The organism is Mesorhizobium sp. M0960, from assembly GCF_040319055.1.
GTDB lineage: Bacteria > Pseudomonadota > Alphaproteobacteria > Rhizobiales > Rhizobiaceae > Mesorhizobium.
In genome coordinates this window covers 25,001-44,947 of sequence record NZ_JAMYNN010000011.1, presented here as the reverse complement: position 1 = coordinate 44,947, position 19,947 = coordinate 25,001, and the positions used below count along the sequence as shown (strand labels likewise).

At 61.6% G+C, this 19,947-nt stretch carries 18 protein-coding genes, 1 tRNA gene and 2 rRNA genes (1 of these 21 running past the window's edge); 10 read left to right on the top strand and 11 right to left on the bottom strand.

Going from position 1 to position 19,947, the window contains the following annotated elements:
• Positions 1-176 precede the first annotated feature (176 nt).
• The 7 genes from NKH63_RS19835 to NKH63_RS19805 all read right to left on the bottom strand — a co-directional run bounded on the left by NKH63_RS19835 (position 177) and on the right by NKH63_RS19805 (position 6,910).
• Complete coding sequence (locus NKH63_RS19835) at positions 177-1,280, bottom strand: ABC transporter ATP-binding protein (protein WP_023722319.1); 1,104 nt, start codon at positions 1,278-1,280, stop codon at positions 177-179.
• A complete protein-coding gene (locus NKH63_RS19830; protein WP_352484972.1) occupies positions 1,280-2,383 on the bottom strand; it encodes an ABC transporter ATP-binding protein in 1,104 nt (367 codons plus the stop codon). The genes NKH63_RS19835 and NKH63_RS19830 overlap by 1 nt, the downstream gene beginning before the upstream one ends.
• On the bottom strand, positions 2,380-2,601 hold the full coding sequence (locus NKH63_RS19825; protein WP_352918467.1) for a hypothetical protein: 222 nt from the start codon (positions 2,599-2,601) through the stop codon (positions 2,380-2,382). Before NKH63_RS19825 ends, NKH63_RS19830 begins: the two co-directional genes overlap by 4 nt.
• Positions 2,598-3,557: a carbohydrate ABC transporter permease gene (locus NKH63_RS19820; RefSeq protein ID WP_023722316.1), complete on the bottom strand. Its 960-nt coding sequence runs from the start codon at positions 3,555-3,557 to the stop codon at positions 2,598-2,600. The genes NKH63_RS19825 and NKH63_RS19820 overlap by 4 nt, the downstream gene beginning before the upstream one ends.
• 1 nt (position 3,558) lies before the next feature.
• Positions 3,559-4,464 carry a carbohydrate ABC transporter permease gene (locus NKH63_RS19815; protein ID WP_023722315.1) on the bottom strand — a complete coding sequence of 302 codons (906 nt, stop codon included), beginning with the start codon at positions 4,462-4,464 and terminating at the stop codon, positions 3,559-3,561.
• 74 nt (positions 4,465-4,538) lie between these two features.
• Positions 4,539-5,855 (bottom strand): ABC transporter substrate-binding protein, encoded by a 1,317-nt coding sequence (locus NKH63_RS19810; RefSeq protein WP_023722314.1) that lies wholly within the window; start codon positions 5,853-5,855, stop codon positions 4,539-4,541.
• A 359-nt stretch (positions 5,856-6,214) separates the two neighbouring features.
• Complete coding sequence (locus tag NKH63_RS19805) at positions 6,215-6,910, bottom strand: TetR/AcrR family transcriptional regulator (protein WP_023722313.1); 696 nt, start codon at positions 6,908-6,910, stop codon at positions 6,215-6,217.
• 107 nt (positions 6,911-7,017) lie between these two features.
• Here NKH63_RS19805 and NKH63_RS19800 point away from each other — a divergent pair, with 107 nt between their 5' ends.
• From NKH63_RS19800 to NKH63_RS19790, 3 genes are read left to right on the top strand one after another with little or no spacing between them, the layout of a single operon-like run.
• On the top strand, positions 7,018-8,214 hold the full coding sequence (locus NKH63_RS19800) for a Tm-1-like ATP-binding domain-containing protein (protein ID WP_352918465.1): 1,197 nt from the start codon (positions 7,018-7,020) through the stop codon (positions 8,212-8,214).
• Positions 8,215-8,225: 11 nt separating this feature from the next.
• Complete coding sequence (locus tag NKH63_RS19795; protein WP_352484966.1) at positions 8,226-9,065, top strand: phosphoenolpyruvate hydrolase family protein; 840 nt, start codon at positions 8,226-8,228, stop codon at positions 9,063-9,065.
• Positions 9,066-9,081: 16 nt separating this feature from the next.
• Positions 9,082-9,501 carry a cupin domain-containing protein gene (locus tag NKH63_RS19790; RefSeq protein ID WP_352918464.1) on the top strand — a complete coding sequence of 140 codons (420 nt, stop codon included), beginning with the start codon at positions 9,082-9,084 and terminating at the stop codon, positions 9,499-9,501.
• 12 nt (positions 9,502-9,513) lie between these two features.
• Here the strand turns inward: NKH63_RS19790 and NKH63_RS19785 are convergent, their stop codons facing one another.
• Positions 9,514-10,701 (bottom strand): M24 family metallopeptidase, encoded by a 1,188-nt coding sequence (locus NKH63_RS19785; RefSeq protein WP_352484965.1) that lies wholly within the window; start codon positions 10,699-10,701, stop codon positions 9,514-9,516.
• A 364-nt stretch (positions 10,702-11,065) separates the two neighbouring features.
• Between NKH63_RS19785 and NKH63_RS19780 the strand changes: the two genes are divergently transcribed.
• The 7 genes from NKH63_RS19780 (at position 11,066) to NKH63_RS19750 (ending at position 17,596) form a co-directional block, all read left to right on the top strand.
• A complete protein-coding gene (locus NKH63_RS19780) occupies positions 11,066-12,676 on the top strand; it encodes an ABC transporter substrate-binding protein (RefSeq protein WP_352592826.1) in 1,611 nt (536 codons plus the stop codon).
• A 282-nt stretch (positions 12,677-12,958) separates the two neighbouring features.
• Positions 12,959-13,945 carry an ABC transporter permease gene (locus NKH63_RS19775; protein ID WP_023722307.1) on the top strand — a complete coding sequence of 329 codons (987 nt, stop codon included), beginning with the start codon at positions 12,959-12,961 and terminating at the stop codon, positions 13,943-13,945.
• Positions 13,942-14,772, top strand: coding sequence for an ABC transporter permease (locus NKH63_RS19770; RefSeq protein ID WP_023722306.1), 831 nt, complete (start codon positions 13,942-13,944; stop codon positions 14,770-14,772). Before NKH63_RS19775 ends, NKH63_RS19770 begins: the two co-directional genes overlap by 4 nt.
• The gene (locus tag NKH63_RS19765; protein WP_352918462.1) at positions 14,769-15,656 is read left to right on the top strand and encodes an ABC transporter ATP-binding protein; all 888 of its coding nucleotides are present in this window, start codon (positions 14,769-14,771) and stop codon (positions 15,654-15,656) included. The genes NKH63_RS19770 and NKH63_RS19765 overlap by 4 nt, the downstream gene beginning before the upstream one ends.
• The gene (locus tag NKH63_RS19760; protein WP_352593535.1) at positions 15,653-16,444 is read left to right on the top strand and encodes an ATP-binding cassette domain-containing protein; all 792 of its coding nucleotides are present in this window, start codon (positions 15,653-15,655) and stop codon (positions 16,442-16,444) included. Before NKH63_RS19765 ends, NKH63_RS19760 begins: the two co-directional genes overlap by 4 nt.
• Positions 16,441-16,947, top strand: coding sequence for an L-2-amino-thiazoline-4-carboxylic acid hydrolase (locus NKH63_RS19755; RefSeq protein WP_352849367.1), 507 nt, complete (start codon positions 16,441-16,443; stop codon positions 16,945-16,947). Before NKH63_RS19760 ends, NKH63_RS19755 begins: the two co-directional genes overlap by 4 nt.
• Positions 16,948-17,269: 322 nt before the next feature.
• Positions 17,270-17,596, top strand: coding sequence for a hypothetical protein (locus tag NKH63_RS19750; RefSeq protein WP_352593539.1), 327 nt, complete (start codon positions 17,270-17,272; stop codon positions 17,594-17,596).
• A 66-nt stretch (positions 17,597-17,662) separates the two neighbouring features.
• Here the strand turns inward: NKH63_RS19750 and NKH63_RS19745 are convergent.
• The 3 genes from NKH63_RS19745 to NKH63_RS19735 all read right to left on the bottom strand — a co-directional run.
• Positions 17,663-17,739 (bottom strand) — tRNA-Met (locus NKH63_RS19745).
• Between the two features lie 234 nt (positions 17,740-17,973).
• Positions 17,974-18,088 (bottom strand): 5S ribosomal RNA (rrf, locus tag NKH63_RS19740).
• Between the two features lie 96 nt (positions 18,089-18,184).
• Positions 18,185-19,947 (bottom strand): 23S ribosomal RNA (locus tag NKH63_RS19735) (it continues 1,044 nt past the right edge of the window).

Genomic DNA, 19,947 nt, shown 5'->3' with positions numbered 1-19,947 from the left:
TCGACAAATCGGAGCATCCGCATCCCCCGTACGGGGGATGACGGGAAGACTCGAGCATTTCGCAGCCAAGTGGAATCACACGGCGTCGCACAAATGCGACTAAAACAGATAGATAGAGCGGGATGCACGGTCAATTTGAACGCATCCCGCTCTAGCTGCAGTAAAGAGGCTTGTACTTAGCCGGCGTGACGCAGGCTTATTCCGCTGCCCTTATCGAACAGCACCACCTTGTCCGGGTTCCAGGCAAAGCGCACCGGCTGCTCTATCTGCACGTCGGTCCTGGCCGGCACAGTGGCGCGCAGCATGGCGTCGCCGACCCGCAGCGTCAGGATCTTCTCGACGCCATGGTTCTCGACGTCATGGACCCGCGCCTCGACCGGCGCGCCGGTCTCGAGATAGACGTCCTCGGGACGAATACCGAAGACGAGCGGGCGACCGTCGGTCGCCGCGCCCGTCTTGGCACCCCCCGAAGTCTTGGCACCCCCCGCAAACGGCAATTCGAAATTCAGCGGTGCCATCACCGCACGCCCGTTAACAAGCTTGCCGTCGATGAGATTCATCGGCGGCGAGCCGACGAAGCTCGCCACGTAGGTGTCGCGCGGATTGTTGTAAATCTCGTACGGCGTGCCGGTCTGGACGATGCGGCCATGGTTGAGCACGCCGACCTTGTCACCCATCGACATCGCCTCGATCTGATCGTGCGTCACGAACAGGAAGGTGGCGCCGAGCTGCATCTGCAGGTTCTTCAATTCGGTGCGCAGCGCCTCGCGCAATTTGGCGTCGAGCGCCGACAACGGCTCGTCCATCAGGAATACCCGCGGCTTGCGCACGATGGCGCGGCCGATCGAGACGCGCTGCATCTCGCCGCCTGAAAGCCGGTCGGTCTTGCGGTCGAGCAGATGCTCGATCCGCAGTGTCCTGGCAGCGCGGTCGACACGATCCTTGATCTCGGCATCGGGCAACCGGCGGATCTTCGGCTTCAGCGGAAATTCGAGGTTTTCGCGCACCGTATAACGCGGATAGAGCGAATATTGCTGCAGCACCAGCGCCACGTCGCGCTCGGCCGCGCCCCAATCGGCGACATCGACGCCGTCGATAAAGACCTGGCCTTCGCTCGGTTTTTCCAGGCCGGCAATCATGCGCAGCGTCGTCGTCTTGCCGGCGCCGGTCTCGCCGAGCAGGACGAAGAACTCGCCGTCGGCGATGTCGAGGTCGAGCCCGGTCAAAGCGGTGTGGTTGCCGAATTTCTTCGAAATGTTCTTGAGCTGGATGTGGGCCATCAGAGTCTCACTCCCAGCGATTTGCCGCTCGCCGTGTCGAAGAAATGCGCCTGGCTGGGATCGATTCTGACGAAGACCCTTTCGCCGGGGCCGCCGATGAAGCCGCTCTTGGTGCGTGCACGCAGCATCTTGGAGCCGACCTTGAGGTCGACGATATCGAAGGAGCCGAGCGGCTCAACGATCTGCGTCTCCACCGGCAAGAACCCCTCGGCGGCTTCGCGGCGAACGAGAACGCCTTCCGGCCGGATGCCGAGCGCGAGCTGGCCGCCGGCATGGCCGTTGAGCTTCGACAGCAAGGTGCGCGGGAATTCGAAGCCGGCGGCCGCATCGCCGACCGTGACCGAGGCCGACGAGGCTTTCTCGGTCACCGAAGCGTCGGCGACGTTCATCACCGGGCTGCCGACAAACTGCGCGACGAAAAGATTCGCCGGATGCGAATAGACCTCGTCCGGCGAGCCGACCTGCTGCAGTACGCCCTCATGCATGATGACGATGCGGTCGGCGAGGCTCATCGCCTCGATCTGGTCGTGAGTGACGTAGATGCTGGTCGAGCCCTGCTTGATGTGCAGCCGCTTGATCTCGGCCCTCATCTCCTCGCGCAGCTTGGCATCGAGCGCGCCGATCGGCTCGTCCATCAGCATCGCCTTCGGCCGTCGCACCAAGGCTCGGCCGATCGCGACGCGCTGCATGTCGCCGCCCGACAGGGCGGATGGTTTCTTGGCGAGGAGATCGCTGATCTGCAGCGTCTTGGCGACCGAGCGCACCTCGCTGTCGATCTCGGCCTTGCTCTTGCGCGTCGCCCTCAGTGGAAAGGCGATGTTCTCGTAGACGCTCATATGCGGATAGAGCGAGAACGATTGGAAGACCATGGCGATGTCGCGGTCGGCGGCCTTGAGGTGCTGGACCGGCTTGCCGTCGATGAGGATGTCGCCGCCGTCGATCGTCTCCAGTCCGGCAACGGCCCTGAGCGTCGTCGTCTTGCCGCAGCCCGACTGGCCGAGCAGCACGATGAACTCGTTATCGTCGATCTTCAGGTTGAGGTCCTTGATGACCTGGACGGCGCCGAAATATTTCTGGACGCCGCGAAGCTCGATCTGGGTCAATGCTGTGCCCCCGGGTTTGCCCCTTGCCCGGTGCCGGCCTTCGCCTCCGGCGCGATCTTGGAGGTGATGTTGAAGCCGATCAGGCCGATCAGGATGATGGTCACGCCGTAGCTGTGCAGCAGCATGTGCCATGGCTGGCAGAGCGCGATGATGCCGAGCACCATCAGCACCTGGCTGCCCGGTTCAAGATATTTCTGATTGATGTCGCGAAAACTCATTTGCGGATCGCTCCGAAGGACATGCCGCGCAAGAGGTGGTTGCGGAGCAGGAAGGTGAAGATCGCAACCGGCAGCAGGAACAGGAAGGTTCCGGCGGCAATCACCGTCCAGTCCGGCAGGCCGGCGCCGACCTGGCTGGGAATGAAAGGCGGCGCCGTCTGGGCACGGCGGCTGGTCATGATCAGTGCGAAGGCATATTCGTTCCACGCCGTGATAAAGCAGAACACGGCGGTGGCGGCGATGCCGGTGGCGGCCTCGGGCAGCACGATCTTGAAGAAGGCCTCCATGCGCGTATAGCCGTCGACGAGGGCCGCCTCCTCATACTCCTTGGGGATCTCGTCCATGAAGCCTTTCATCAGCCACACCGAGAAGGACAGGTTGAAGGCGGTGTAAAGGATGATCAGGCCGACATGGGAATCGTTGAGGCCGACCGCCCGGTACATCAGGAACATCGGAATGGCGACGACCACCGGCGGCAGCATGCGCGTCGACAGGATGAAGAACAGCAGGTCCGCCTCGCCTTTCACCTTGAAGCGCGAGAACCCATAGGCGGTGAAGGTGCCCATGCCGACGGCCAGGACGGTCGAGGTTATGGCAACGATCAGCGAGTTCATGAAACGGCTCGGATAGCCCGACCACTGCACCTGGCCCTTGCCGTCGCGCACGATCTTTTCGCCGCCATTGAAGACGACGCGCTCCCACCACGGCGCAGCCGCGTACTCCTCCGGTGATGGCGGGCTGCGCAGCTGCGAACGCTTGGTGAACAACTTGACGAAGGGCGATATCTCCGGCTGGAAAACCACCGTCGGCGGAATGGTGGTGGCGAGGTTGCGCGGCTTGAACGCCGTCGAGGCTATCCAGTAGATCGGCGCCAGGAAGATGATCGTCACCAGCAGGACGGCGACGATGGCGACCCGGTTGAAGGTGATTTCGGAAGAAGTGCGGACTGCGGCCATCTCAGCGCTCCTTCACCTTGTTGAGGTATTTGACATAGATGTTGGTGATCGCCAGCACCATGATCAGCACGATGTAGGCGAGCGCGCAGGAGCGCCCGGTCTGCCATTCCTGGAACGCCATCTTGTAGAGCCGGATCGAGATCAGCTCGGCCGTCGGCTGGCTGGTCAGGATATAGGCGAGGTCGAAGGTCTTGAACGCTTCCATGGTGCGGAAGATGACCGCGATCATCAGGATCGGCGCGACCAGCGGCAGCGTGATGCGGAAGAAGGTGTAGAACGGCCCGGCCCTGTCGATCGCGGCGGCCTCGTAGAGATGCTTGGGCACGGCCGACAGGCCGGCCAGCGACAACAGCATGACGAAGGGCGACCACATCCAGATATCGGTCAGCGCGACCGCATAGAGCGCCATTTTCGGATCCGACAGCCATTCGAAGGTGCCGAGGCCCAGCGCATAATTGATGATGCCGAAGGACGGATCGTAGAGCAGTTTCCAGAACAGGCCGACGACGGCCATAGACAGCATCATCGGCAACAACAGGAGCGTCGTCAGCAGGCCCTTGAGCGGAATGTCGCGGTTGAGCAGCATGGCCACGCCGAAGCCGACGAGCAGCTGGCCGGCGACCGAGATGATGACGTATTTTGCGGTGATGGCGAAGTTGGACCAGACATAGGGATCGCTGAGCAGGTCGCGATAGTTTTGCAGCCCGACGAAATTCGCCGCCGCGCTGGTCGAGGCGCGGAAATCGGTGAACGAATAGCCCAGCGAATAGATCAGCGGGAAGATGTTGAAGACGATCAGAAACAGGATCGTCGGGATGATGAAGAGATTGCGGATCGAAATGTCGCTTAGACCGCGAGCAGCGGCCCGCGAGGACCTGTCCAGCGTGGTGATCATCGTGGTCGCCAAGACCCTGCTCCCGGTTCAAGAATCAGAAAAAGAAACGGAGGAGGCACGAACGCCCCCTCCGTGAAGCTTCATACTTATTGGCCGCGGCCGTATTTCTTGAAGGTCGCGTTCCAGTCGGCTGCCAGTGCGTCCAGCGTCTCCTTGGCGGTGCCTTCGCCGCCGATCATGTAGGGGTAGATGCGCTGGTTGAGCTGCTGCAGCAGTTCGGCATATTCCGGAACCGCCCAGAAGTCCTTGACCTTGAACATGGTCTCGTAGAACGCCTTGTTGTAGGGCGTGGCGTTCTGGAATTCGGGCGACTTGAGCACGGCGGCACTGCAGGTGTAGCCGCCAAGCGCTGCCCATTTCTTCTGGGTCTCGTCCTTGATGAACCATTCCAGGAACTTGGTCGCCTCTTCCTGCTTCTGCGAGTAGGAAACGATGGAGATGCCCTGACCGCCGAGTGCGGCGAACTGGTCCCCGTTCGGGCCGGGAGGATTGGCGAAGAAGCCGGTGTTCTTGGCGTTCGGGTTCGACGCCTCGTTGATCAGCGAGGGGAAGAACGCGAAGTAGTTCATGCTCATCGCCGCCAGGTTTTCAGTGATCGCCTGGTTGTCCTCGACGAAGAACGACTTGGCCCAGCCCGGAGGCGTGAACTTGTAGAGTTCCTTGTAGGCGTCGAGCGCCGCGATCGCCTTGTCGGAGTTGATGAAGCCATCGACCTTGTAGGTCTTATAGTCACCCAGCTCGCCGCCAAAGGAGAACAGCGCGTTTTCGAAGCCCATCGCCATCGCGTCATAGGAATTGTCGGTGTAGATGGCGATGCCGTATTTTTTCTGGTCCGGCCGGTAGAAGAACTCGGCGATGTCGCGCAGCGCCTTGAAATCCTTCGGCACGTCGAGATCGTAGCCATACTTGGCCTTGAAGGCTTCCTTTTCCTTCGGATCCTCGAACCAGTCCTTGCGGTAGGACCAGCCGACAGCGTCGCCTTCAAGCGGGATGGCCCAGTACTTGCTGCTGCCGCCCGGATATTCGGCGTAGTACTTCACCGTCGCCGGTGCCATCACGTCGCCGACCTTGTGCTTGTTGAAGAAGTCGGTCAGGTCGACATAGTGGCCACCGGTCGAGCCGGCACCGAGCCATTGCGAGTCGCCGACGACCATATCATAGGCGTCGCCATGGGCGTTGAACTCGGTGAAGGCTTTGGTCTGGAAGTCGGGCCACGGTGTGGTTTCCACCGTGATTTTGACGCCGGTTTCCTTCTCGTACTCGTTGCCGAGTTCCTGCAGGTAATTGGCCGGATCCCATTCCGCCCAGAAGATTGTAAGTTCCTTTTCCTGCGCGTAGACGGACGTTCCGCAGGCTAGCACTAAGCCGATACCAGCAAGCAAGCTGGTCATTGTCTTGCGCATAATGATTTCCTCCCTTGTGCGCATTCTACCGCGTCATGCGAGCCGGCGGCGAGGCCGGCCCTGGTAGTCCTCCCGTGACGGCACCGTTCCGGTTTTTGAGCCTCCTCGTTCGACCGAAACGGATATTAGCCTTCACCCTTTGATCCGCTTTATTTGTCCTGATCTGGTATTACCAATTTCAGACGAACGTCAAGCCCTTTCTTGGACGGCGGCGGACACGCAGACAAGTTGGTTTCTGCGATATCTGCCTGTTTTCCCTGAATTTTCCTACTCCTTGATACAGAGGGGCCTTGCCTCGGCCGCTGCATCGCCAATAGTATGAGTAGGCAGGGTGCAAATCTGGTCGAACCAGATTGGCGTTATCTAGCGGCTGTCATCGGTGCGATCCCATCTCCTTCAATCATCGATTCCGTCACAGCTGCGCGTACCAGCGCGCTGGCGGCCCATTGCGCGACCGACATCATACTGCGGCTGTCCAATCCCCATATATCCTTCAGTACGATCAGCATCTCAACACCGAAGATCAATGACAGCGCCTGCGCGAGCCGCTTGAATTCGCGCGGCGGCAACCGGCCTTTGAGTGGCGCAATCGCATCTTTCAAAAGATCGACGCGATGGCCGCGCGTGAACGCCGGTTCGCCGTCAAACGTGCCTGCCTGTCGCTGCGCCCACTGGTCGAGCGACAGTTTCAGCGCCGCCTTGAACGTCGCTTCGAAGGCCTCGATGCGCGGCATGGCGGTCTCGAACAGCTCGGCCACCCGGCGCTCGGGATCGGCAGAGCTCGATTTCCAGGTAAGGATCGGTCCGAGCCCCTCATCGACCACCGCCTGCACCAGCGCCGCCTGGCTCGGAAAATACCGATAGGCGGTGGCGCGTGAGACTTCCGCCGCCTCCGCCACCTCGCTGACCGACGGCGTGGCGCCCGCCTGCATCAGCTTTGTCGCCGTCTCCAGCATCAGCCGCCTGGTGCGCGCGCGGGCCCCGCGCTCTACCCGCGGGTTCGGCCCCTGGCCGGCATCGTCGTCCGTTGCCGCTTGTTGACGTGAGACATTCATGTCAATACGATACGCGCGTCTCAAAAAATTGCAATGGCCCTTCGCGCCGTCGAATGGCCGGGCAAAGGGGCGGCAGCGTCGAACACGCCCAGGACCGGGGAAACGCGATGAAGCGCATCTATGTGGTGGGCACCGCCGACACCAAGGGCGAGGAACTCGCTTTTCTGGCCGATGCGGTCGCCGCAACCGGCGCTTCGATTGCCCGTGTCGACATCGGAACACGCGGCGCGACCGTGCCGGTCGATGTTTCGGCAGACGAGGTCGCCAGCCACCATTCAGAGGGTCGCAATGCCGTGCTCGGCGTCGACGACCACGGCACCGCAGTGGCGGCGATGGCTGCCGCCTTTGCCCGATTTGTTCAATCGCGTAGCGATATTGCCGGGATTATCGGCATCGGCGGTGGCGGCGGCACCTCGATCATCACCACAGGCATGCGCACGCTGCCGCTCGGCCTGCCCAAGATCATGGTTTCGACCTTGGCCTCCGGCGACACCGCGCCTTATGTCGACGTCTCCGACATCGTCATGATGCCGTCGGTGACCGACATGGCCGGCCTCAACCGGCTTTCCCGTGTCGTGCTCCACAATGCCGCCCAGGCGATATCAGGCATGGCGGCAAAGCCGGCGCCGCCGGCCGACGGCAGACCCTCGATAGGCCTCACCATGTTCGGCGTCACCACGCCGTGCGTGACCGCCATCGCCGACGAACTTCGTTCGACTTATGACTGTATGGTATTTCATGCCACTGGAACCGGCGGCCGCACCATGGAAAAATTGGCCGACAGCGGCTTGTTGTCCGGCGTCATCGACATCACCACGACCGAAGTCTGCGACTTGCTGTTTGGCGGCGTGCTGCCGGCGACGGACGATCGCTTTGGTGCCATCGCCCGCACCGGGCTGCCTTATGTCGGCTCGGTCGGCGCGCTCGACATGGTCAATTTCTGGGCGCCGCCAACAATTCCGGAACACTATCGCGGCCGGCTATTCTATGAGCACAATCCAAACGTCACACTGATGCGCACCACCGCCGACGAAAGCAGAATGATCGGCGAATGGATCGGTACAAGGCTGAGCCTCTGCCAGGGTCCGGTTCGTTTCCTCATTCCGGAGAAAGGCGTGTCGGCGCTCGACATCGAAGGCGGCGCCTTCTTCGACCCTGAAGCCGATGCAGCTTTGTTCGAGGCGATCGAGCGCACCATCAAACCCGCCAAAACGCGGCGCGTTCTGCGCCTGCCGCTGCATATCAACGACCCCGAATTCGCCTGGGCCGCCACAACGGCCTTCCTCGACATCGCCAGACAGTGAGACACCAAGATATGGCCGCCATACCGCGCAAGAAAATCCTGGAGAAATTCCGCAAGATGATCGCGGACGGCGTTCCGATCGTCGGCGGCGGTGCCGGCACCGGCCTGTCGGCCAAGGCAGAGGAAGCTGGCGGCATCGACCTGATCATCATCTACAATTCCGGCCGCTACCGCATGGCCGGGCGCGGCTCGGCCGCCGGCCTGCTCGCCTATGGCAACGCCAACGAGATCGTCAAGGAGATGGCCTACGAAGTGCTGCCGGTAGTGAAGAAGACGCCGGTGCTGGCCGGCGTCAACGGCACCGATCCCTTCGTCATCATGCCGCTGCTTTTGGCCGAGTTGAAGACGATGGGCTTTTCCGGTGTGCAGAACTTTCCGACCATCGGCCTGTTCGACGGCCAGATGCGGCAGAGTTTTGAAGAAACCGGCATGGGCTTCGGGCTCGAGGTCGACATGATCGCCGAGGCTCACAAACTCGACCTGTTGACCACGCCCTACGTCTTCAATCCAGACGAGGCTCGCGCCATGACACAAGCCGGCGCCGACATCGTCGTCGCCCATATGGGGGTGACCACCGGCGGTTCGATCGGTGCGACCTCGGCTAAATCGCTGGACGATTGTGTGAAGGAGATCGACGCCATTGCCGAAGCGGCACGCTCAGTGCGCGAGGATATCATCCTGCTTTGCCATGGCGGGCCGATCTCGATGCCGGACGACGCCAAATATATTCTCGAGCGCTGCAAGGGCCTGCACGGTTTCTACGGCGCGAGTTCGATGGAACGGCTGCCGGCGGAAGCTTCGATCGCCAGGCAAACGGCGGATTTCAAGGCCGTCACGTTCGGCGCTGCGTAGAAGAAGGGGTGAGACGATGACCGACAACAGCAAGGTGTTCGTATACCCAAAAGACGTCAGCGCCTTCGGCTTCGACTGGGGCAGGCTGTCGCTGACGGTCGCTCCCGAAGTGAACGGCGCGAAGCGCTTTTCCGGTGGTGTCGTCGACCTGCCGTCGGGCAAGGGCCATACGCGTCATAACCATCCGGGTGCCGAGGAGATCATTTTCGTCATCTCAGGCAATGGCGAGCAGATGGTCGAAGACGAGAAGGGCAATCCGGTCGTCGAGAAGGTCGGCCCCGGTTGCACCATCTATGTGCCGGAAAGCCGCTTCCATTCGACGCTCAATACCGGCGACGCGCCGATGCAGCTTTTCGTCGTCTATTCGCCGGCCGGGCCGGAATTGGCACTGCGCGACCTGCCGGATTTCAGGCTGCTGCCGTTAGGTGGGAATTGAGATAGACGGCGCCTAAGCCCCGCCCCTGTTCCAGCCCCTACCCCGATCGCCGAACATAATGTAACCGGCGCCGGTCACCGCCACCGTGTCCTCCAGCTTGATGAAGCCGCGCGTCGGGTGGAGCATGGTCGTCTCGACCGAAAGCACCATGTTCTTCTCCAGCGGCTTTGCGGCATAGGTGCCTTCATAGGTCACCGGATGGTTGGTCATCAGGAACGGCGCTTCGTGCGTGATCAGCCCCATGCCATGCGCGAAGAAATCGGTATAGGCCGCAACCTTGGATTTCTTCAGCACGCCTTCGGCATGAGAAATCATGTCACCGCCCAGCGTGCCCGCCTTTACCTTGGAGAAGGCCGCCTGCTGCACCGTCTCGATCTCGGCCAGCAGATCCTCGAGTTCGGCGTCAGGCTCACCCAGCACGCCCATGCGGCAAAGGTCGCCGATATAGCCGTGGTAGTTGCCGCCGGAATCGATCGACATCACCTCGCCCTTCTTCCACGTTTGCGGCGAGGCCGCGCGGTTGTGACTGGAGCCTAGCGTCAACAGGCAATATTCGAAATGCGCGCCGCGATTGGTCTCCTCGCGCCTGAGCTGTTCGATGATCTCGCTCTTGGTTGTGCCTTCGCGTGCCCAGCCGATGGTCGCCAGCATGGAATCGGTGATCAGCTCCGAAGCAATGCGCAGCTTCTCCAGCTCGGCTTCGGTTTTGATTGCTCGCATGCGCTCCAGCATGTGCGTGGCGTCGATCAGCTTGGCGTCCGGCAGCGCGTTGCGGATCAGCATATAGGCGTCGGACGGCAGGAAGGCGGGCTCGATGCCAATGCGGGCATTGCCCTTGCCGATCTTCCGCAAATGCTCGACCGCCAGGTTGGCGGCATCGAGCGTGCCCCAGCAGGCGGCATGCAGTGTCGGCGTCCAGAACGGATGGTTCTGGTGCTCGCCGCCCTCCATGCGGTTGCCGATATAGGCGGCATGCTCCGGCCCGCCTTTCTCGTAGACGACGACAGGCAGATAGCGGCTATGGCCGATCGCATCCATGGCGGCGAAGAAGATGAACTTGTAGCCGCCAAGCAGATATTGCGTGTTGTGCTTGGAGGTGGCGAGCAGCACGTCGATGCCGGCTTCCTCCATCAGCCCGTCCACCCTGGCCTGGTCGAACGGCACGCTGCCGACGACATTCTTGCCCGGAGCAACGTTCATTGTCTCTCTCCCTGAAGTGCCATGACCGACCGCACGTGGCGCCGGCCTTTCTGGTTTTAGAGCCTTGGCTCCCCTCAAATCTGCATCATTTTGCCCGGTCTGGTCCAGCCAGAATGGGTCGAGCGGGCGCCAAAAGCTCATTCCGCTACCGGCATGGTCTAATCTGGTCCGGCCAGATCAGCGCATTGGACCGCTTCCCTGTAACTGGTCCAGCGGACGGAAATTTCAAAGCCACGTGAGGATGCGCCAATTCCGTCTCTGGCGAAACCCCGGACAAGGGCCATAATCAGCTTTGCAGGATGCTCACGAGCGTCCGAGGGGTACGGCGCACCCGGCCGGGTCGCGGAGAGGACGGAGTTCGATCATGCCAGAGTTCACCATTTCCAGGCGTACGATACTTGCGGGTTCGGCATTGCTGCTGGCCTCCACCGCCATGCCGACGATCGGCTGGGCGCAGACGCCGAAAAAGGGCGGACGACTGGTTGTCGCCGCTGATTCCGAGCCGCGCAATCTCAATCCGGCGATTGTCGCCTCGAACGGCGTCTTCTTCATCTCGAGCAAGATCGTGGAAACCTTGGCCGAGGCCTCCTTCGGCGGCAAGGACGGGCTCGAGCCACGGCTGGCGCTCAGCTGGGAAGGCGCCGCCGACGGCCTGTCGGTGACGTTCAAACTGCGCGAGGCCGTCAAATGGCATGACGGGAAGCCCTTCACCTCAGCCGATGTCGCCTTCTCGGCGCTGCAGGTCTGGAAACCGCTGCAGAATCTCGGCCGCACCGTGTTCAAGGATCTGGAGGCGGTCGACACGCCGGACGAGGCGACCGCCGTGTTCAAATTCGCCAAGCCGACCCCGTTCCAGCTGATCCGCAACGCCTTGCCGGCGCTGAGCAGCGTGGTGCCCAAGCACATCTACGAGACCGGAAAGATCGAGGACAACCCGGCCAACAACGCCCCGGTCGGCACCGGACCGTTCAAATTTGCCGAATACAAGCCCGGCGAATATTACCGGCTGGAGAAGAACACCGACTATTGGGGCAAGGACGAGCCCTATCTCGATGAGATCATCTATCAGGTGCTGCCGGACCGCACGTCGGCGGCCAGCGCGCTCGAGGCCGAAGAGATCCAGCTCGCCGCCTTCTCCGCCGTGCCCCTGGCCGATCTCGACCGCATCTCCAAAGTGCCCGGCCTCAAGGTGATCACCAAAGGATACGAAGGGCTGACTTACCAACTGGTCGTCGAGATCAACCATCGCCGCAAGGAGCTGGCCGACCTGAAAGTGCGCCAGGCGATCGCTCACGCTATCGACAAGGATTTCGTCGTCAAGACGGTGTTTCTCGGCTATGCCGCCACCGCCACTGGCCCGGTGCCGAAAAACGACCCGCAATTCTACACCGCCGACGTGCCGACCTATGCTTTCGACGTCGCCAAGGCCAACGCCTTGCTCGACGAGGCCGGCTACAGCCGAGGCGATGATGGCAAGCGCTTTTCGCTGAAACTGCTGCCGGCGCCCTATTTCAACGAGACCAAGCAGTTCGGCGACTATCTTCGTCAGGCGCTCGCCGCCATCGGCATCGACGCCCAGCTGGTCAACAACGACTCTGCCGCGCATATCAAGGCGGTTTACACCGACCACGCCTTCGACCTTGCGGTCGGGCCGCCGGTGTTCCGCGGCGATCCGGCGATCTCGACCACCATCCTGGTGCAGAGCGGCATTCCCGACGGGGTGCCTTTCTCCAACCAGGGCGGCTACAAGAACGCCGATCTCGACGCTCTGATCGCCAAGGCATCGGAGACGCTTGACACCGCCGCCCGCACCGAACTCTACAAGGAGTTCCAGAGAAAAGTTGCCGCCGACCTGCCACTGATCAACGTCGCCGAATGGAGTTTCATCAGCGTCGCCCGCGATACGGTCAAGAACATCGCCAACACCCCGCGCTGGGCGGTGTCGAACTGGGCGGACACCTATTTAGAATCGTGACACATTCTGGCGGATGAAAATTCGCGCCGAAATCCGTGTGGAAACTTGGTCAAATACCGAGTTCCTTCACACCCCCCTCTGTCCTGCCGGACATCTCCCCCGCAAAGGGGGAGATTGGCTGGCCGCAACGTCGGCTTATTTGCCTGCTGCGTTGAAGATTGGCGAAATCGCTAATGACATCCGATCTCCCCCCTTGCGGGGGAGATGTCCGGCAGGACAGAGGGGGGTGGGAAGAAACACCGCATCTCCTAATTGCCACTGCGCCAAGCACCCGGCGCCGCCATGAGCCGCGCCCTCACCCTCCTTCGCCGTCGCCTCGTCGGCAGCATCTTCGTGTTGCTGATTGTCGTCATCGGCACCTTCCTGTTGCTCGAAGCCGCTCCCGGCGATGCGGTCGATGCCTACATCGTCTCGACCGGCGGCGACGCCGGCATGATCGAGCTGTTGCGTCACCGCTGGGGGCTCGACCAATCTGAGCTGACGCGGCTGGCCAATTACCTTTGGGCGCTGCTGCATCTCGACCTTGGCCAGTCCGTCACCTTTTCACGGCCGATCCGCGATGTCATCACCGAGCGCCTGCCCAACACGCTGCTGTTGATGGGCAGCGCCACCGCGCTCTCCTTCGGACTCGGCTCGGTGCTCGGCATCTATGCCGGCGCCAGACCCGGCAGCGTCCGTGATCGCTTCCTGTCTATCGGCTCGCTGGCGGTCTATGCCATACCGGGCTTCTGGCTCGGGCTGGTGCTGATCATCGTCTTTGCCGTCGACCTGCGCTGGTTTCCGATCGGCGGCATCGAGAGCATCGCCTCGGCCAGGACCGGCCTTGATCGCGCTGGCGACATCGCCCGCCATCTCGTCCTGCCGGTCTCCGCGCTCGGCTTCATTTATCTCGCGCTCTATCTGCGCATGATGCGCGCCGGCATGGCCGAGGTCTGGCGGCAGGATTTTGTCCTCGCCGCTCGCGCCAGGGGACTTTCCCGCCGTCGCGTCGTGCTCGCCCATGTCGCCCGCAACGCGCTGTTGCCGCTGGTCACCATGCTTGGCCTGCAGTCCGCGCAAATGCTGGGCGGCAGCGTCGTCATCGAAAGCGTCTTTTCGGTGCCAGGCCTTGGCCGATTGGCGCAGGAAGCGGTGGCGGCACGCGACACGCCGTTGCTGCTCGGCATCATTCTCGTCAGCGCCGTTCTGGTCGTCATCATCAACCTTCTCGTCGACATCGCCTACGCCGTCCTCGATCCGCGCGTCGGAGCCAATGAGGCCGGCGCGTGAACCCGCTTCGCCGTTTTCTCCGGACGCCGGAAGCGATCGCCGGCATTGTCATCCTGGCGGCGCTGTTTGCCGTGGCGCTTGCCGCACCTTTGTTCTTTCCCGGCGATCCGCAGGCCATTGCCGGGCCGGCATTGCTGCCACCGTTCCAGGACTGGTCGCTACCACTAGGCACCGACCGCCTCGGCCGTGACATGCTGGCCGAGCTTTTCCACGGCGCCCGCACCTCGCTGGCGGTCGGCCTGGCGGCCGCCGCCGCCGCCCTTGCCGTCGGCGCAGTGATCGGCACGCTGGCCGGCTTTGCCGGCGGCCTTATCGACGAAGTGCTGATGCGCATCACCGACGCTTTCCAGACCGTGCCAGCTTTTCTGCTGGCTTTGGCTTTCGTCAGCATCGTCGGGCCGTCGCTCGGCGTCGTCGTCGCGGCGATCGCACTGGGCGCCTGGACCGGACCGGCACGCGTGGCGCGAGCCGAAGTGCTGTCGATCCGCGAGCGCGATTTTGTAGCGGGCGCCCGCGTCATCGGCATGCATCCGCTGGAGATCGCCTTTCGCGAGGTGCTGCCCAACGCATTGCCGCCGGTACTGGCATTGTCGTCGGTGATCGTCGCCGCGGCGATTCTCACCGAAGCGGCATTGTCCTTTCTCGGCCTCGGCGACCCCAACCGCGTTACCTGGGGCGGCATGATCGCCGAAGGCCGTGCCGTGCTGCGCACCGCGCCGTTCCTGTCGATCGTTCCGGGAATAGCACTCGTGCTCACGGTGCTAGGTGTGTATCTCGCCGGCGAAGGCGTCGTCGAGACGACGGCGGTGAGGAGGGGCCTGTCGTGACGGCGCTGCTTTCGATCCGCAATCTGACGGTGACCTATCGCCGCGATGGCTCCGAGGTGACGGCACTAAAGAGTGTCAGCCTCGACATTCCCGCCGGCGAGCGCTTTGCCATCATCGGCGAGAGCGGTTCGGGCAAGAGCACGCTGGCGCTTGCCATTGCCGGGCTGCTGCCGGGTTCTGCCAGGATCGAAGGCCGCATCGATTGGCTCTTGCGCCCGCCGCCAATGTCTGGTGCCAAGACACCCCCCTCTGTCCTGCCGGACATGTCCGGCAGGACAGAGGGGGGTGCGACGGGACGTCAGCCTGCAAGTCTTCGCGACCATGCTTCAATCGGCGGCCGTGACATCGGCTTCATCTTCCAGGATCCATCGGCGAGCCTTGACCCGGTGATGCCAATTGGCAAGCAGATCGCCGAGGTCGCCTACACCCACCTCGGCCTCAATTGGCCGCAAGCCTACGCGAAGGCCCAAAACTTGCTTGAACGGGTCCGTCTGCCCGACTCCAATGCGGCTATGCATGCCTTTCCACACCAGCTTTCCGGCGGCCAGAAGCAGCGCGTCGCCATCGCCGCGGCAATCGCGTCCGGCCCGAAACTGCTGATCGCCGATGAGGCGACCAGCGCGCTGGACACCATCGTGCAGGCCGAGATCGTCGCGCTAATTCGGCAATTGGTGGCCGAGGACGGCATGACGCTGTTGTTCGTCAGCCACGACATCGCGCTGGCCGCTGAGCTGGCGGGGCGCATCGCCGTGTTCCGGAATGGCGAATTGATCGAACTCGGTGCGACGGCGCAGGTCGTCGGTGCGCCGCGGCACACTTACACTCGGGCGCTGCTTGACGCTCATCTCGGCCTCGACGCCGAGCCGCTGTTGCAGCGAACATGACCAGTCCTCTGCTCGCCGTTTCCGGCCTGACCAAACGATACCCTCGCGGCGGCAAGATCATTGCCGCGGCAGATAACGTTTCCTTCCACATCGAAGCTGGCGAGACGCTGGCGCTGGCCGGACCTTCAGGCAGCGGCAAGTCGACGATAGCCCGGCTGATGCTGCGGCTCATCGAACCCGACGCCGGCCATATCGAATTTGAAGGCAGCGACTTCCTGTCAATGAACGGCGCTGCCTTGCGCCACCGGCGCGCTCGTCTGCAGATGGTGTTTCAGGATCCGCTCGCCGCCTTGAACCCGCGCACCACGGTGGCGCGTGTGCTCGACGACCCCTTGCGCATCCATCACATTGCCTCTCGTGCCGAGCGCCCGCGCCGTATTGCCACTCTGCTGGAGCGCGTCGGCCTCAGCCCCGGTCTCGCCGGCCGCGCCATTCACGAAATCTCCGGCGGCCAACGCCAACGAGTCGCCATCGCCCGCGCCATCGCCACAAAACCGTCGCTGGTCGTGCTCGACGAGGCCGTGTCGGCGCTCGACGTTTCGGTGCGCGCGCAGATCCTGCGGCTGCTGCTTGACCTTCAGCGCGAAGAGCGCATCGCCTATCTATTCATTTCGCACGATCTCGGTGTCGTCCGTGCCATCGCTCACCGGGTCGCCATTTTGGACGCCGGGCGCATTGCCGAGAGCGGCGATGCCCGTACCGTCATCGACGCGCCGCAATCCGCGATCGGCAAGGCGCTGGTGGCGGCAGCGCCAAGACTGTCAAGGATCGAACAGGACGCATCATGACCGACGTCGAAGCCCGAGCCGAAAAACTGTCGCGCGAACTCGATTCCGCCTTCCGTAACCGCGCCGATCTCTATCGTCTGTTGCTCGACGAGCTAACCGCGGAAGTTGGCGCGGAAAAGGCTGAGGCTATCATGATCCGCACCATCGAACGGCGCGGCAAGGAGGTTGCGGCGTCGGCCTTCGCCGATTTCGGCCCGAACGACGCAACGGCGATCGGCGAGGCGTTCCTCGCCGTCAGCCCGGATGGCGGCCGCATGTATCCGACCGACGTCGAACGCGGCCAAGGCCGCATCGCCTTCAAGGTCAAGCGCTGTCCGCTGAAGGACGCTTGGGTCGAAGCTGGCGTTGGCGACAAGAAGCTCGCCACGCTCTGCCGCATCGCCGGCGCCTTCGACCGCGGCCTGTTCGAGGCCACCGGAGTGCGCTTCGACAACGTCACCTGGACGCCGGGCCACGGTTCCGGCTGCTGCCACATCGCCTTGACCAACCGGGATGCCGGCTAGAGCTGCAGTTCGAGCCATGTCGGCGAAGACGTAAAGCTCCGTCCCGTTGGGCAGCGCAGAGCCAAACAAAAACCCCCGGCGCCGCAAGGCAACCGGGGGTTTTGATGTTTGCATTGCGAGGAATTTGGTGCGGACAGGATCTGCCTCGGTGTCCCGCTGTGTCGGCTTCGTTGGTAAGTGTCCGGCCGGAGGCGTCTTTGTGGGTTCATGGCTGTGGCCTCAAACCGTAGGTTCGAGCCACGGCCCAATCAAATCACTCCGAGATTTGTCGGATTGCGGCATTCTTATTCGTCTTCAGTAGGGGAGTTCCTGGAGGTGAATTATGAGCGAATTGCCGGTGGTCAAAACGCGACTCAAAGGCAAAAACCTTACGCAGAGCATGCTGATCCCAACGGAGAACATGGTCGCAGACGAGCTCCGGGCTGCGCGACCTGGCCACTTGTCGGACCTTGCAGAGTTACGACGTAAGCTCGCGGCAAAATACGGAGCAGACGCCTGCTGCCCAGTGACTGTGCGGCGGCACTTGGTGCATATCAGTCAAGACGGCAGCGCGCCCTTTTGGCGCGTCGTAAATCCCGATCGGCCATTCGCCCGACGTATGAGAGGTGGATCGGAACACATACGCGAAAAATTGGCTGCGGAACGCTGAGTATCCTGTCGCTGCACTTCAGAGCAAACGAAAACGGCCCGCACAAGGCGGGCCGTTTTCGTACTTTGGTTGCGGGGACAGGATTTGAACCTGTGACCTTCAGGTTATGAGCCTGACGAGCTACCGGGCTGCTCCACCCCGCGTCAACTTCACGGCGACCGCCGGCCGGGCAGCCCGGGCTTTTTTGTTTGTCCGTCCTCAAGGCCTTTGGCCTTTGTGGGCGGATGGGGCGCTGCTCCACCCCGCGTCAACCCTAGAAGTAAGCCTTGGCTCACTGAATTCAAGCTTCCGCCAAATGAAAGGGCCGCTTGCGCGGCCCGGAGCCCCGTTGGCGGGCCTGTTCGTAAGGAGAAGATTAAACAACGTGCGCTTGGCAGACCTGGCAGCGACCTACTCTCCCGCGTCTTGAGACGAAGTACCATCAGCGCTGGAGCGTTTCACGGCCGAGTTCGGAATGGGATCGGGTGCAGCCGCTCCGCCATAACCACCAGGTCGGCAAAACGCACGTTGCTCGAGAAGCTGTTTTCTGTGCCATCCATCTCGGCGCAATCCAAGGATTGCCGCCAGAAATGGGCATTAGGAATGAGAACGATCAAGCCGATCGAACTATTAGTACCGGTAAGCTTCAAGCGTTGCCGCTCTTCCACACCCGGCCTATCAACGTGGTCGTCTTCCACGGTTCTCAGGGAATACTCGTTTTAAGGTGGGTTTCCCGCTTAGATGCCTTCAGCGGTTATCCCGTCCGGATATAGCTACCCTGCTATGCGGCTGGCGCCACAACAGGTCCACCAGAGATCCGTCCATCCCGGTCCTCTCGTACTAGGGACAGATCCTTTCAATATTCCTACACCCACGGCAGATAGGGACCGAACTGTCTCACGACGTTCTGAACCCAACTCACGTACCGCTTTAAATGGCGAACAGCCATACCCTTGGGACCTGCTCCAGCCCCAGGATGCGATGAGTCGACATCGAGGTGCCAAACAACCCCGTCGATATGGACTCTTGGGGGTCATCAGCCTGTTATCCCCGGCGTACCTTTTATCCGTTGAGCGATGGCCCTTCCACGCGGGACCACCGGATCACTATGACCGACTTTCGTCTCTGCTCGACTTGTCAGTCTCGCAGTCAGGCAGGCTTATGCCATTGCACTCAGCGAACGATTTCCGACCGTTCTGAGCCCACCATCGCGCGCCTCCGTTACTCTTTAGGAGGCGACCGCCCCAGTCAAACTACCCACCATACATTGTCCCGGACCCGGATAACGGGCCGCGGTTAGACATCCATAGTGATAAGGGTGGTATTTCAAGGGTGGCTCCACCTGAGCTGGCGCCCAGGTTTCAAAGCCTACCACCTATCCTACACATGCCACTACGAATGCCAATGTAAAGCTATAGTAAAGGTGCACGGGGTCTTTCCGTCTAACCGCAGGAACCCCGCATCTTCACGGGGAATTCAATTTCACTGAGTCTATGCTGGAGACAGCGGGGAAGTCGTTACGCCATTCGTGCAGGTCGGAACTTACCCGACAAGGAATTTCGCTACCTTAGGACCGTTATAGTTACGGCCGCCGTTTACTGGGGCTTCGATTCAGAGCTTGCACCCCTCCTCTTAACCTTCCAGCACCGGGCAGGCGTCAGACCCTATACGTCGTCTTGCGACTTCGCAGAGCCCTGTGTTTTTGATAAACAGTCGCTACCCCCTGGTCTGTGCCACCCTCCCATGCTTGCGCATGAAAGGGTCACGCTTCTTCCGAAGTTACGCGTGCAATTTGCCGAGTTCCTTCAGCATAGTTCTCTCAAGCGCCTTGGTATACTCTACCAGTCCACCAGTGTCGGTTTCGGGTACGGTCTATAAGGAGGAGCTATTTCCTGGAACCACGCAGCAGCCCTTTCAATCCGATAAGATTGGACTACCTCAATGATCCGTCACTTCCTCCAGGCCCACGAATATTAACGTGGTTCCCATCGTCTACGCATTTCTGCCTCGACTTAGGGGCCGGCTAACCCTGCTCAGATTAGCTTTAAGCAGGAACCCTTGGACTTTCGGCGGGGGAGTCTCTCACTCCCCTTACGTTACTCATGTCAGCATTCGCACTTCTGATACCTCCACCATCCCTCACGGGTATGGCTTCATCAGCTTACAGAACGCTCCGCTACCGCTTGCATTGCTGCAAACCCTAAGCTTCGGTGTATGGCTTTAGCCCCGTTACATTTTCGGCGCAAAGACCCTTATTTAGACCAGTGAGCTGTTACGCTTTCTTTAAATGATGGCTGCTTCTAAGCCAACATCCTGGTTGTTTTGGGATCCTCACATCCTTTCCCACTTAGCCATAACTTGGGGACCTTAGC

Bases quoted from the DNA above. Each gene is read 5' to 3' on its own strand.
- NKH63_RS19805 (WP_023722313.1), bottom strand. From the start codon at position 6,910: ATGAATGTCTCACGTCAACAAGCGGCAACGGACGACGATGCCGGCCAG.
- NKH63_RS19795 (WP_352484966.1), top strand. From the start codon at position 8,226: ATGGCCGCCATACCGCGCAAGAAAATCCTGGAGAAATTCCGCAAGATG.
- NKH63_RS19775 (WP_023722307.1), top strand. From the start codon at position 12,959: ATGAGCCGCGCCCTCACCCTCCTTCGCCGTCGCCTCGTCGGCAGCATC.
- NKH63_RS19785 (WP_352484965.1), bottom strand. From the start codon at position 10,701: ATGAACGTTGCTCCGGGCAAGAATGTCGTCGGCAGCGTGCCGTTCGAC.
- NKH63_RS19825 (WP_352918467.1), bottom strand. From the start codon at position 2,601: ATGAGTTTTCGCGACATCAATCAGAAATATCTTGAACCGGGCAGCCAG.
- NKH63_RS19820 (WP_023722316.1), bottom strand. From the start codon at position 3,557: ATGGCCGCAGTCCGCACTTCTTCCGAAATCACCTTCAACCGGGTCGCC.
- NKH63_RS19800 (WP_352918465.1), top strand. From the start codon at position 7,018: ATGAAGCGCATCTATGTGGTGGGCACCGCCGACACCAAGGGCGAGGAA.
- NKH63_RS19835 (WP_023722319.1), bottom strand. From the start codon at position 1,280: ATGGCCCACATCCAGCTCAAGAACATTTCGAAGAAATTCGGCAACCAC.
- NKH63_RS19755 (WP_352849367.1), top strand. From the start codon at position 16,441: ATGACCGACGTCGAAGCCCGAGCCGAAAAACTGTCGCGCGAACTCGAT.
- NKH63_RS19760 (WP_352593535.1), top strand. From the start codon at position 15,653: ATGACCAGTCCTCTGCTCGCCGTTTCCGGCCTGACCAAACGATACCCT.
- NKH63_RS19750 (WP_352593539.1), top strand. From the start codon at position 17,270: ATGAGCGAATTGCCGGTGGTCAAAACGCGACTCAAAGGCAAAAACCTT.
- NKH63_RS19810 (WP_023722314.1), bottom strand. From the start codon at position 5,855: ATGCGCAAGACAATGACCAGCTTGCTTGCTGGTATCGGCTTAGTGCTA.
- NKH63_RS19790 (WP_352918464.1), top strand. From the start codon at position 9,082: ATGACCGACAACAGCAAGGTGTTCGTATACCCAAAAGACGTCAGCGCC.
- NKH63_RS19780 (WP_352592826.1), top strand. From the start codon at position 11,066: ATGCCAGAGTTCACCATTTCCAGGCGTACGATACTTGCGGGTTCGGCA.